Genomic DNA, 13,032 nt, shown 5'->3' with positions numbered 1-13,032 from the left:
GGTTCCAGGTTATCCCGCCGCGTCTGAGGGCTGGCGGGTGATCGTCACGATGCGGGCGGCGTCACCGTCAAGGTCTTCGACCGCAACGTCATCGTCGACGCCGACAGGGCGGGCGATTTCAACGTCCCACCACTGCTCGGCGAGCCCATCGACCATGCCGCGACCCCACTCCACGATGACGACGGAACCATCGAAGTCGATGTCAAGGTCGTCAAGCTCCATGGCGGAGCCGAGGCGGTACGCGTCAACGTGCACGAGCGGGGCGCTGCCGACGAGCGACGGGTGGGTGCGGGCGATGACGAACGTCGGGCTCTGTACCGGGCCGCGCACGCCGAGACCTTCGGCTATGCCGCGAGTCAGCGTGGTTTTGCCAGCGCCGAGCGGGCCGGTCATGACGACGAGGTCGCCGGCCTTCAGAGTCTTACCGAATGCAATGCCGAGGTCGTGCATCGCATCGACGGTCGCGATGTCGTGGGTGCCAGTGACGCCGGTCATGACGAGACCGATCGACGGGTCACACGCGCACCGATGCGCGTGATGATTTCGTAGTTGATGGTGTCGGCAGCGGCGGCCCAGTCTTCGGCGGAGGGCACACCGAGCGTCGGGTCGCCGAACAGAACGGCTTCGTCGCCGATGTTCACCGGGTGGTCGCCGACATCGACGATGAACTGGTCCATCGCAATGCGCCCGGAAACGGTGAATTTCTTGCCAGCGATCATCACGGCTCCGCGGTTGGACGCGCTGCGGGGCACGCCGTCGGCGTAGCCGAACGGAACCAGGGCGAGGGTGGTTTCGCCCGTGGTGCGGTGCGTGTACCCGTAGGAGAGGCCAGTGCCGGCCGGCACGCGGCGCACGTTGGCGACCGCGGCGCGAAGAGTCATCGCGGGGCGCAGGCCCAGGTCGGCCGACGTGCGGTCATCGAACGGCGAGAGGCCATAGAGGCCGATGCCAATGCGCACCGCGTCGAGGCGCGCGGCGGGAAGTGCGAGGGCCGCGTTGGTGGCGGCGAGGTGGCGAATCTGCGGGTGTACGCCGAGGGACGCCGCGAGCGCGATGCCCTCGTTGAAGCGTTCAAGCGCCACGAGGTCGTCGGCGATCGTGGTGTTGGAGAGGTGCGAAAAGATGCCCTCGACGGTGACCTTGCCGAGGCGCTCCCAGCGGGCGGCTTCGGCAACGACGTGGTTCCAGTCTTCGGGTGCGATGCCGTTGCGGCTGAGACCGGTTTCCAGCTTGAGGTGGATGCGCGTGGGGCGGTCGGCGGCTGACGCTGCGGCCGCCGCCTGCAGCTGATCCATCGACGAAATGCCCAGCGCAACGTGAGCCGCTGCGGCTTCGTCAAACGTAGTTCCGGGAGCATGCAGCCACGCCAGAATCGGAGCCATCACGCCTGCGCGGCGCAATTCGAGTGCTTCGTTGATGTCGGCGACGCCGAGGCGCGTGGCACCGCCATCGAGGGCGGCGCGAGCGGCACGCACGGCACCGTGTCCGTACGCATCAGCCTTCACGACCGCAATGATGTCGGTCTCGGTGACGCGGGCGATGCGGCGGGTGTTGGCGGCGATCGCGCCAACGTCGATGAGGGCTTCGCGGGCTGTGCCGTTAGGCAGAGCGGACATTAAAGGTTCCCTCCGAGCGGGTGGATTCGGCGATAACGTACGCCGTTGCCATCCCGCCATCGTGTGACATCGATACGTGCAGGCCGGTGATGCCGCGGTTCACCACCGTGGCGGCCGTGGTGCCGCTGAGGGCAAACGATGGTTTGCCCTCAGCATCTTGCACCACGTCAATCTCGGACCAGTACACGCCATCGGAGCCGCCGAGCGCCTTAATCAGCGCCTCCTTGGCGGCGTATCGAGCGGCAAGAGAGCGCGCTGGCTTCTCCCGCTCAGCCGGCGTGAAAAGTCGCTCGCGCAGCTTCGGGGTACGCGCAATGGTCTCCTCGAAGCGTCGGATGTCGACGAGATCGACGCCGATTCCGATGATCACGATTACTCGACCGTCACCGACTTTGCGAGGTTGCGCGGCTGGTCGACGTCGAGGCCCTTGGCGGTGGCGAGTGCCATCGCAAAGATGTGCAGCGGAACCACGGCGAGCACCGGCTCGAACATGGGGCCGGCGACGGGAATGCGAAGCACCTCGTCGGCGTACGGCAGCACGGCGGCGTCGCCCTCTTCGGCGACCACGATCACGCGGGCGCCACGAGCGCGGATCTCCTGGATGTTGGAGACCACCTTGGAGTGGATGAGAGCCGACTCGCGCGGCGACGGCACGATCACGAAGACCGGCTGACCGGGCTCGATCAGGGCGATCGGGCCGTGCTTGAGCTCGCCAGCGGCGAAGCCTTCAGCGTGAATGTACGAAATCTCTTTGAGCTTGAGCGCGCCTTCAAGAGCGATCGGGAAGCCCACGTTACGACCCAGGAACAGCACCGAGCGGGTGTCAGCCATCCAGCGACCAAGCTGCTCGACGTGCGGCTGCTCCTCGTCGAGGATGCGCTGAATCTTGGCGGGCAGGGCCTCGAGTTCAGCGACGCTGGCAGCGCTCTCGGCGGCGCTCAACGAGCCACGAACGCGGCCGATGTGCAGGGCGAGGAGCTGCAGCGCCGTGATCTGCGCAACGAACGCCTTGGTCGATGCGACGGCAACTTCAGGGCCCGCGTGCGTGTAGACGATGGCGTCAGACTCACGCGGAATCGTGGCGCCCTGCGTGTTGCAGATCGACAGCGTCTTCGCGCCGCGCTCGCGCGCGTACTTGACGGCCATGAGGGTGTCCATGGTCTCACCCGACTGGCTGATCGACACCACAAGAGTGTTCGCACCGATGACTGGGTCGCGGTAGCGGAACTCGTGCGCGAGCTCGACATCGACGGGGATGCCTGCCCAACGCTCGAGCACATACTTGCCGACCGAACCGGCGTATGACGCGGTTCCGCATGCCGTGATGATGATGCGATCGATGCCGGTGAACAGTTCGTCCAGGCCCTCAAGCTCAGGAATGACAACCGCGCCGTCGCTGAGGCGACCACGGATCGTGTTGGCGACAGCTTCGGGCTCTTCCGAAACCTCCTTCGCCATGAACGACGACCAGCCACCCTTTTCGGCGGCAGCGGCGTCCCACGACACCTCGAACTCTTCGACCTCAACCGGGTTGCCATCGAAGTCGGTGACGGTGACCTGGTGCGGCTCGATCGCGACGATCTGGTCTTGGCCGATCGCGAGCGCACGGCGGGTGTGCTCGACGAAGGCCGCGACGTCGGAGCCGAGGAAGTTTTCGCCATCACCGAGACCGATGACGAGGGGCGAGTTGCGGCGGGCGCCGACGACGAGGTTCGGAACGTCCTGGTGCGTCGCGAGGATCGTGAACGCACCCTCGAGGCGGGCGACAACAGCCTGGAAAGCCTGGCGCAGGTCGCCGGTCTTGCGGAACTCACGGCCCAGCAGAGCGGCGGCGACTTCAGAGTCGGTCTCGCTACGGAACGTGTATCCCTCGGCTGCGAGCTCAGCCTTGAGCTCAGCGAAGTTTTCGATGATGCCGTTGTGAATCAGCGCGAGCTTGTCGTCATCGGCGAGGTGCGGGTGGGCGTTCTCGTCGGTGGGGCCACCGTGGGTTGCCCAGCGGGTGTGACCGATTCCGGTCGTTCCCTCCGCGAGCGGCGCTGCCGCAAGGTTGTCTTTCAAAACCTGGAGCTTGCCAGCACGCTTGCGCATGCCGAGGTGCCCCTCCGCGTCGATGACGGCCACTCCGGCGCTGTCATACCCGCGATATTCAAGCCGGGCGAGGCCGGCCAACAAAATGGGTTGGCTGTCGCGCGCACCCACATATCCAACGATTCCACACATGCGATCTATCCTACGGTTTCGCTCTCCCCCTCCTGCGCAGTCGAAGCACCGCGCACAGCGAGAACACAGCCGCCGCGGCGCGCGGGGGCGGGGTGCGGGAATCCGAGCCGACATTTCATCGCTCGCCCGATGTTCCGCCGCGACTGTACCCCTGGGCCCTCAGCACGAGATGGCGGAACCAGGGGTACAGATTTCAAGCCCGTAAAGGCCCGAAATGGGCCGCTGCGCATGGTGGGTTACTTGCCCATTCCGGCGGAGAGGCCGCGGATGAACTGGCGTTGGCCAATCAAGAACGCGACGACCACGGGCAACGCGGCCAACACGAGCCCGGCGAATAGCACCGGCCAGTCTGTCTGCAGCGCGCTCTTAAAGTCGAGCAGACCGACCGGCAGGGTCTTGAGTGAGGTGTCATTCAAGAAGATAAGCGCGAACGGGAACTCGTTCCAGGCCCAGAGGAAGTGCACGAGGCCGGCGCTGACGAGCACGGGCATACACATGGGCAGCACGATCCGCACGAACACCTGAATCTGGCTCGCGCCGTCGACGATCGCCGCCTCCAGCACACCGTCGTCGAGCGTGCTCATGTACGCCCGAATGAGGAAGATCATGAACGGCAACCGGTAGGCGACGTAGACGATGATGAGGCCCGCGTGCGTGTTGTACAGGTTGAGCGCCTGCAGCATCTGAAACAGCGGAATCATGATCATCGTCGGCGACACCATCAGCCCGCCGAGCAGGATGTACGTGAACAGCTTCGCTCCGCGAAAGCGGAACTTCGTGAGGCCGTATGCCGCCATGGCCGCGAGCGCGACGATCAGCACCAGGCTGACGCCGGTGACGATAACGCTGTTGAGCACGAACTCGAGAATGCCCTTGTCCCACGCTTCGACGTAGGCACGCGGGTCGAGGCCGCTGGGCAGCGACCAGGGCGACGCAAAGATCTCGGCGCTGGATTTGAAACCGCTCATCACCATCCACACGAGGGGATAGAGGGTTCCGATCACGATGACAATCAGTACCAGCCAGACGACACCGTTGCTGATGCGGCTGAATGTGCGGCCGCTGGCGGCGGCGCGCTTCTTGTCTTTCGCGTCGCGACGCTGACGATCGGTGGCATCAGCGAGCGTGATGGTGGTTGTGGTCGTCATTAGTACGTCACCTGCTTTCGTCCGGAGAGAATGACTTGGACGATGCCGATCACCACGGTGACGATCAGCACGACCGTTCCGAGGGCTGCGGCATAGCCCATGTCGTCATTGCGGAACGCATTTTGGTATATCAAGGTTCCGAGCACCTGCGTCGAGTTATTCGGCCCGCCGTTCGTCATCACCGTGACCTCGTTAAACACAAGGAACGCGTTGCTAATGACGGTGATGGACAGCACCGTGATCATGTCGCGAGAAAGCGGAACCGTGATGGTGAAGAATTGCCGGATGCGGCCCGCGCCATCGAGCGACGAGGCTTCGTAGTACTCCCGCGGAATGCGCTGAATAGCCACGAGCAACAGGATCGCGTTGTATCCGGTCCATTGCCACTGACTCATCGCGATCACGGCACCCATTGCCGTGGTCGGATCCCCGAGCCACACGTGCTTAAGCCCCTCCAGCCCGAGGAAGTCCAAGGCACTGTTCAGAATGCCGACTTCGGGGTGGTAGATGAACGTGAACAGCACGCTCGTAATCGTGATCGACAGCGTCGCAGGCAAGAAGTAGACGCTACGAAAGAAACCTTGAAAGCGGCGCGCAATGAACTGATCGAGCACGGCCGCAAGTGCGAGTGCCACGCCGATCTGAAAGATGAGCGAGACGATGGCGTAGGCGACGTTATTGAGAAGCGCCGTCCAGAACACCGGGTCGGCGACCGCACGCACGTAGTTTTCGAGGCCGATGAAGACCTCGTCGGGAGCAAAAACGCTCCACGTGTGAAAGCTGAGTCTCACGTTCTGCACGAGGGGATAGATCAGAATCCCCACCACAGCGATGAGCGCCGGCAATGTCCATAGCAATCCAGCTAAGCGATATCGACGCGTGTGCATAAGCGGTCCTGTCGTTTGATGCCGGGCGGGAGGGGGGCTCCCGCCCGGCACAGTGGGGGTATTACTTCACCGAATCTGATGCAGCCTTCACCGACGCGATGATGTCTTCGGGAGAGACGGAACCATCGATGGCGGCTTGTCCTGCGGCGAGCCATGCGGCGCCGACCTGCGGGTCAGTGGCGGTGTCGAGCCAGATGTTGAACGTGTCGGTTTCATCCAGCACCGTCAGTGCGCGCTCGAGCTGCGGAAGCACGTCGGCGACGCCCTCTTCAGCACCGATCACGGCCGACGGACGGTCACGCATCTCCAGCAGCAGCGCACCCGATTCCTTCGTGGTGATGTAGCGCAGGAACTTCTCTGCGGCTTCCTTGTTCTCGCTCTTGGAGTTGATGACGAAGCCGTCGGGAGCACCGGTCAGGGAGTCCTGGTCGCCGGCTGCACCTTCGATGTCAGGGAAGGCAAAGAAGTCCCAGTCGGCGGCAACCTCGGCGGTCGCCCCGTTGGACTCACGGAACATCGAGAAGATGTTGCTCTCGCCGTAGTACATCGGTACAACGCCGGTCTGAATCTCGGCCTTCGCGCTGTCGTTGCTGATGCCGTTCGCGCCGGGAGTGAAGCACTTGTCAGCGAGCTCGGTGAGCGTCTCAATCGCCTTCACGTAGCCCGGGTCGGTGAACGTCGCCGTTGCCGGGTCGAAGTCTTTCAGCATCTCGTCTTGCGGCACGTACTTGCCGATCAGCGTGGTCAGGTAGTGCACGCCGGGCCACATGGCGTTGTTGCCCATCGAGATGGGCGTGATGCCCTCTGCCTGGAACGCCTCGCACGCCTGGATGAGGTCGTCGTAGGTCTGCGGAACCTCGATACCGGCATCAGCGAACATGGCGGTGTTGTAGGTGAAGAACTTGCCAGACATGCTGACCGGAACTGCGTAGATCTTGCCGTCGTGCGTGTAGGCATCGATGGCGGGAGCGACGAGCGAGTCGGCCCAGCCGTCGCTCATCGGTTCGGTGAGATCTTCCACCAGGCCGGCGTCGAAGAACTGCTCGCCGAAGGCTCCGGGCCAGACGAAGAACACGTCGGGCAGCGAGTTCGACCCGGTCAGCACACGGATGCGTTCCTTGTACGGGTCGTCCTGCACGGCGGTCGCTTCGACAGTAATTCCGGTTTCAGCTTCGAAATCCGCAATGATCTTCTCAAAGTATTCAGCGTGCGCGCCCTCGGGCCACTTGTGCAGAACCGTGAGTACCTGGTTGCCGTCACCCGTGGTTCCGCCATCGCCCGAAGACGAATCTGACGAACAACCTGAGACGGCGAGTGCGGCAGCGGCGAGACCGGCAACGGCGACGGACATGCGAGTGCTGTTCTTACTCATTTCAACTCATTTCTGTGATTAGTTATGTGTCTTGATGGGGGTGTAAAGCGGGATGGGGCGGCCGAAACCGCCGTCGGTGCGGCACGTCGCCGCTGCGTGTTTCGTCGCGCGAACGAGCGATTCCTCGACCGTGAGGCCAGCGAACTGACCGACCAAGAACGTCGCGATGAGGGTGTCACCGGCACCCAGAGTGTCAACGACGTCAATAGGCAGGCCGGGAACAGCAACGGGCGCCTGCTGGCCGCTCCAGAAGAGCGCCCCGGCCGCCCCGCGCGAGACGAGAACGTTCTTCGCGCCCGCGTTCAGAGCGGTGTACGCGAGGGCTTCGCACTGCTCGAGGGCGAGGTCGCCGCCGGAGAAAGTCGCGTAGGTCACGTGGGGCGCGATCTCCGAGATGTATTCGGCGCTGTGACGGTCCGAAAAATCGAAGGAGACCGGAACCACGGAACTTACGTATTTGACGTCGTCCTCCATCCGACCCGAGTAGGCCATGTGCGCGACGTCAAAGCCGTGGACCTTGCGCAGCAGATCATCGTCAACCCGAAATAGGCTCACTCCCTTGTCGGATTCAATGAACGACCGGTCTCCGTCGGTACGTTTAATTTTGCACCACGCGGTGGCGCCGTCACGCACGGTGACACCGCTGGTGTCGACGTTCTCAGCGGCCAAAGCCGCCAGAACGTCGACACCGCGCTCATCGGTTCCGACGACGCCGAAATACGCCGCCTGCTCGGCACCCGCCCGCTTTGCATACACGGCAACGTTCACACAGTTGCCGCCGACGAAGCTGGTGCCTTCGGCGATGTAGAGGTCGATGACATTGTCACCGATGGTTGCGATCTTCATTGTTAGTAAGCGACTTTGCCCATGTATCGACGGGTGGACAGGTCGTGGTTGTTCAGGATCGCGTACTGTGCAGCGAGGCGACCGGTCAGCGTGAACAGAACGTGCGGAGCGGCAAGGTAGCGGTACTCCTCATCGAAGCCTTCGAGCTCGAAGTCCTTGGAGTCGAAGGTGACGACCTTGGAGGAGCGCTGCACCGCGAAGTCGCGCACGCGCTCAGCGAGCGGACGCGTCGAGTCTTCGCCGAGGAACACGAACACCGGAACATCGTCTTCGACGATTTCAACCGCACCGTGGAAGAACTCAGCAGCGTTGAAGAAGCCCGAGTTCATCCACTGCATCTCCATCAGGTAGCACATGGAGAGGTTGTAGGCCGCGGCCTGCCCGGGGCCGGATCCAACGACATAAGTGACGTTCTCGGTGTGATACTTCTTGGCAAGCTCACCGTATTCGGCGTCGACCTTCTCGTGGATCTGCTTGATGGCGGGGCCAAGCTTTGCGTAGTTGCGCTCGATGGCTTCGAAGTCGAGGTCGGCGCCGGCGGTCTTCAGCACCGCGTAAGCGAACACAGCGGTGAACAGTTGCTTGGCGTCACCCGTGGTGGTCTTCGAGTCGTACGACCAGAAGTTCGGCGATGCGGCGCCCAGAGCGGTGTCGGCGTTCGAGCAGTATGCGAGTACTGTCGCACCACGCTTCTTCGCGAACTCAACAGATGCCACTGTCTCTTTGGTTCCGCCGGTGTGGGATCCAGCGATCACGATCGCGTCGGCGTTTACGCCGAGCGGCTCGCGAGCGAGGAACTCGCCACTGGTGATGTGGTGCACGGTGACGTCGGCGAGGTGCTTCTCCAGCAGGTATGCCGCGTTGAAGTTGGCGAGGTAGGAGCCGCCGCTACCGACCAGGTAGACGCGCTTGGCGCCCTTGTCGAAGGCATCGCGAAGCACAGCTTCGATCGACTCGCGCTGAGCGAGGATGCGGTCAAACGTTTCAACGAGATCTACCGGACTCGGGCGAAGCGGAACTGCCTCGATTGCCTGGGTTGACACTGATACTCCTTCAAAAATGGGAACGTTCCCTGGTTCGTTTCGAATCATCTTGCACGCAATTGGGAACAGTGTCAATATGTTTTCGGGAACGATCCCAATTTCTAATCAAACCACCCGCCACTCTCCACCGATACGATGACGGGAATCACAGTGAGGAGCACCATGTCGCGAAAAGGGTCGCCGGCGACGATCATCGATGTGGCCAAGGCTGCTGGCGTATCCAAGTCGGCAGCCGCGCGGGTGTTATCAAATAACGGATCGGCCAGTGCGCGCACGCGAATGGCTGTGCTGGATGCCGCGGCCCGGTTGGGGTACCGCCCCAACCAACTGGCGAAGGCGATGAAAGCCGGCACTACACAGTCCATCGGCATCGTGGTTCCGGATGTTGCCAACCCGTTCTTCTCCTCCGTGCTCAGCGGATTCAGCGCCGCGGCACGCTCAGCCGGCTTCGAAGTCATCGTGATGAGCACCGATAACACCGCTGACATTGAGGCGCGATCGCTCGAACTGCTAGCAGAAAAGCGCGTGGATGGCATCGCCGTCGCTCCCGCGCTGACCGACGCCTCCCCCACGATCGAGCAGCTGCGCTCTGAAGGGCTTCCGCTGGTGCTGATCGACCGACGCCTGCCCAACCTGGGTGCGATCCCCCTGGTCAGCATGGATCATGCTGCCGCCACGGAGCTGGCGACCCAGGCGCTGATTACCTCCGGCCACTCCGATATCGCGATCGTCACCGAGGCCCGCGCGACGGCGAGTGAGATCACTGAGCTGCTGGATCTCGACGATCACGCCACGTCGCTGTTACGCCCATCGATGCAACGTCTCGTCGGCCACGCTCGCGCACTACGGGCGCACGATATTGCCTTCGACGAGAGCCTCGTCGTGACCGCGCCCTATGATCGCGAACAGGCCGCCGTGGTCGTCGCAGACTTTCTTCGCACAGATCACCATGCCACGGCGATCCACGGTACCAATGCGATTCTCTCGTACGCCAGCTACCGCGCCTTCAAGCAGTTGGGCGTCGTCATACCCGATGATTTGTCTTTCGTCGGCTTCGACGACCAGGACTGGATGCTGCTCGTGCACCCGGCTGTGACCGTGGTCGGCCAGGCCGCCCGGGAGCTAGGCGAAGCCGCCGCACAGACGTTGATTCAGCGCATCGCGCAAGACACCGACGTTCACGATGTGTTTCTGTCGGCCCGGCTCATCGAGCGTGGCTCGATTCGCGAGGTCAACCCCGCGTGAGGATTGCGGAGCGTATGGCGGCGGCGAAATCCGTCGAAGCGTCAGACAAGCGCCGATGACCGGCCGAATGGAACAACTCCCTAAGACGCGCGCCACGGTGACCCCTGCGGTTCCGCACCCGCGTGATCCCCGTGGTTCCATCCCTCAACCGTGGTTCCGTCATTTCTCACTGCCTGGTTTTAACTCGCGCACATCTCACGCGCAGTGGCGCACCGAGCATCGGCTTCAGTAACAAGAAGGGCTAGAGCTTGCGCAGCGAGACGCGCTCGACCGAGTGGTCTGCACCCTTGCGCAAAACCAGGGTCGCGCGGTGCTTGGTCGGCATGACGTTTTCGACGAGGTTGGGCATGTTGATGTCATTCCAGTAGCCCATAGCCGTCGTTTCGGCCTCATCGTCGGTGAGGTGTGCGAAGACATTGAAGTAGGAGTGCGGGTTGCTGAATGAGCCCTTGCGCAGCGCGAGGAACCGGTCGACATACCACTTCTGAATGTGCTCGACGTCGGCGTCGACGAAGACGGAGAAGTCGAAGAGGTCGCTCACGGCAACGTCGTTGGGCGTTGCGGCCGGTTGCAGCACGTTGAGGCCTTCGACGATGACGACGTCGGGGCGGCGTACGACGACGTGCGCGTCGGGCACGATGTCGTATCGCATGTGCGAGTAAAACGGCGCGCGGGCCTCGGGGGCTCCTGACTTCACTTCGGTGAGAAATTCAATCAGCGCGCGGCGGTCGTATGACTCGGGAAAACCTTTGCGGTCCATCAGACCGCGGCGCTCCAGCTCAGCGTTCGAGTAGAGAAAACCGTCGGTCGTCACGAGTTCGACGCGCGGAGTGTCTGCCCAGCGGCTCATCAGCTCACGAAGTAGTCGAGCGATCGTGGACTTACCGACGGCGACGGAGCCAGCAACGGCGACGACAAAAGGCGTCGTGGTGTCTTCCTCCTGGAGGAATGCGCTCGTGGCCTCACCGAGGCGTTTCGTCGACTTCGCGTACAGGCTGAGGAGCCGACTCAGCGGAAGGTAAACCTCACGCACCTCATCAATGTCGAGGCGGTCACCGATACCGCGCAGCTGCACGATCTCGGTTTCGGCGAGCGGCTGCGTCATGCCGGCGGCCAGGCGCGCCCAATCCGCACGATCGATGTCGCGGTATTGGCTCAGCGCTGCAGGGGCGGCAACTTCATCAGACACTCCGTCATGTTATCGCCCTTCACGGGCGTGGTTCGCGCGCGTGAGCTGTGGTGCGGGGCGAGCGGAACCACGTGGAGGGGGCGAGCGGAACCACCTGGTGGGGTGCAAGCGGAACCACCTGTCGGGATTCGGCTCGGCGAGATGCCCGCGGCGCGCTACTGTTTTTAGGTGCGACTCGGCGTCATCGATATTGGTTCCAACACGGTGCATCTGCTGATTGCAGATGTTCACCCCGGCGGGCGACCCCTCGGCGCCACTAGCGACCGCTCGGTCGTGCGCCTCATGCGCTTTCTGGAAGCCGATGGTTCCATTTCCCCCGAAGGCGTGACGGCCCTCGTTGATGCGGTGACGCGTGCGCGCGAGATTGTGGCGACCGAGAAGGTCGACAAAGTGCTGGCGACCGCGACCAGCGCGGTGCGTGAAGCGACGAACGGCCCGGCGGTTATTGCGGTGATTGAGGCGGCGCTCGGCCAGCCGCTCACCGTGCTGGAGGGTGAGGCTGAAGCGCATCTGACGTTTTTGGCGCAGCGCCGTTGGTTCGGCTGGTCGGCCGGCCAAATTCTCGGATTTGACATCGGCGGCGGCTCACTCGAGCTCGCGTGCGGTAGCGAAGAGGTGCCCGACATTGCGTTGTCGATGCCGCTCGGTGCCGGCCGCATGACGATTGACTTCATGCCCGATGACCCGCCCGGTGAAGCCGCGGTTGAGCGTCTGCGCGAGCATGCTCGGGCCGTTTTGGAGCCGGCCGCGCTCGTGTTTGCGGAGCAGTCGACACCGGATCACGTGGTGGGGTCGTCCAAGACGATTCGTTCGCTCGCACGACTCGCGGGTGACGTGCACTCGGGGTGGGCAGGTTCTGACCGTGTGACGCTGTCGCGTTCAGCGCTGGGGTCGTGGATTCCGCGTCTCGCGAAGCTGCCGATCGCGTCGCGCGAGCTGTTGCCCGGCATCACCCCCGACCGCGCCCGCCAGATTGTCGCCGGTGCTGTCGTGTTGCACGAGGCCATGACGGCGCTCAAGGTTTCCGAGCTCGAAGCGTCGCCCTGGGCACTCCGCGAAGGCGTGCTCTTGCGCTTCACCGAGCTCAATGCCTGGGACCCGGCGGCCCTAAACTCGTAGGCTTCCCTCCCACCGCGCGGGGCTAGCGCGCGAAACCCGCCCCGTGGTTCCGCAACCCGTGGTTCCGCAACCCATGGTTCCACCAACCCAAGGTTCCGCAACCCGCTTGCCAACGACCGTTACGCACGACTCAAACGGGTACGCACGCAAAAGGTGCCGCACCAGCCACTCCAGCCCCACCAGTCACACCCCATCGTGCATAACGGTTGTTGAAGGTGCTGCGTGTGACCGTTCTGCAGAATTCAAAACGATCCGCAGGATAAACAAGCCCCTAATCGAGGCAATTGGCAACGAAATCCTGCAGAACGGTCACCTCGCGCGGGCGCGCATGGGCTTCCGGAACC

General features: G+C 63.2%; 12 protein-coding genes. 2 read left to right on the top strand and 10 right to left on the bottom strand.

The window, feature by feature from the left end:
* Positions 1-9 precede the first annotated feature (9 nt).
* The 9 genes from tsaE to ACQUSY_RS02100 form a co-directional block, all read right to left on the bottom strand.
* Positions 10-495 carry a tRNA (adenosine(37)-N6)-threonylcarbamoyltransferase complex ATPase subunit type 1 TsaE gene (gene tsaE, locus ACQUSY_RS02140; protein WP_428902869.1) on the bottom strand — a complete coding sequence of 162 codons (486 nt, stop codon included), beginning with the start codon at positions 493-495 and terminating at the stop codon, positions 10-12.
* Positions 492-1,616, bottom strand: a complete 1,125-nt coding sequence (alr, locus tag ACQUSY_RS02135; protein ID WP_428902868.1) for an alanine racemase — start codon at positions 1,614-1,616, stop codon at positions 492-494. Before alr ends, tsaE begins: the two co-directional genes overlap by 4 nt.
* Positions 1,600-1,986 (bottom strand): holo-ACP synthase, encoded by a 387-nt coding sequence (locus ACQUSY_RS02130; RefSeq protein WP_428902867.1) that lies wholly within the window; start codon positions 1,984-1,986, stop codon positions 1,600-1,602. Before ACQUSY_RS02130 ends, alr begins: the two co-directional genes overlap by 17 nt.
* 2 nt (positions 1,987-1,988) lie before the next feature.
* On the bottom strand, positions 1,989-3,839 hold the full coding sequence (glmS, locus tag ACQUSY_RS02125; protein ID WP_428902866.1) for a glutamine--fructose-6-phosphate transaminase (isomerizing): 1,851 nt from the start codon (positions 3,837-3,839) through the stop codon (positions 1,989-1,991).
* Positions 3,840-4,075: 236 nt separating this feature from the next.
* Entirely contained in the window at positions 4,076-4,987 is a 912-nt protein-coding gene (locus tag ACQUSY_RS02120; protein WP_147825059.1) for a carbohydrate ABC transporter permease, read from the bottom strand.
* Positions 4,987-5,874 (bottom strand): carbohydrate ABC transporter permease, encoded by an 888-nt coding sequence (locus tag ACQUSY_RS02115; protein WP_147825060.1) that lies wholly within the window; start codon positions 5,872-5,874, stop codon positions 4,987-4,989. The genes ACQUSY_RS02120 and ACQUSY_RS02115 overlap by 1 nt, the downstream gene beginning before the upstream one ends.
* A gap of 61 nt (positions 5,875-5,935) precedes the next feature.
* Positions 5,936-7,246: an ABC transporter substrate-binding protein gene (locus ACQUSY_RS02110; protein ID WP_428902865.1), complete on the bottom strand. Its 1,311-nt coding sequence runs from the start codon at positions 7,244-7,246 to the stop codon at positions 5,936-5,938.
* An 18-nt stretch (positions 7,247-7,264) separates the two neighbouring features.
* Complete coding sequence (locus ACQUSY_RS02105; RefSeq protein WP_147825062.1) at positions 7,265-8,092, bottom strand: PfkB family carbohydrate kinase; 828 nt, start codon at positions 8,090-8,092, stop codon at positions 7,265-7,267.
* Positions 8,093-8,094: 2 nt separating this feature from the next.
* Positions 8,095-9,135, bottom strand: a complete 1,041-nt coding sequence (locus ACQUSY_RS02100; RefSeq protein ID WP_428902864.1) for an SIS domain-containing protein — start codon at positions 9,133-9,135, stop codon at positions 8,095-8,097.
* Positions 9,136-9,297: 162 nt separating this feature from the next.
* Here ACQUSY_RS02100 and ACQUSY_RS02095 point away from each other — a divergent pair, with 162 nt between their 5' ends.
* Positions 9,298-10,380, top strand: coding sequence for a LacI family DNA-binding transcriptional regulator (locus ACQUSY_RS02095; protein WP_428902863.1), 1,083 nt, complete (start codon positions 9,298-9,300; stop codon positions 10,378-10,380).
* A 241-nt stretch (positions 10,381-10,621) separates the two neighbouring features.
* Here ACQUSY_RS02095 and coaA read toward each other — a convergent pair whose 3' ends face one another.
* Entirely contained in the window at positions 10,622-11,569 is a 948-nt protein-coding gene (gene coaA / locus ACQUSY_RS02090) for a type I pantothenate kinase (RefSeq protein WP_428902862.1), read from the bottom strand.
* A gap of 168 nt (positions 11,570-11,737) precedes the next feature.
* On the opposite strand from coaA, the gene ACQUSY_RS02085 reads away from it, so the two are divergent.
* Positions 11,738-12,688, top strand: coding sequence for a Ppx/GppA phosphatase family protein (locus ACQUSY_RS02085; protein WP_428902861.1), 951 nt, complete (start codon positions 11,738-11,740; stop codon positions 12,686-12,688).
* Positions 12,689-13,032 lie beyond the last annotated feature (344 nt).

The organism is Microbacterium daqui (assembly GCF_050408675.1).
Classification (GTDB): domain Bacteria; phylum Actinomycetota; class Actinomycetes; order Actinomycetales; family Microbacteriaceae; genus Microbacterium.
This window is presented reverse-complemented; position numbering and strand designations above follow the sequence as displayed.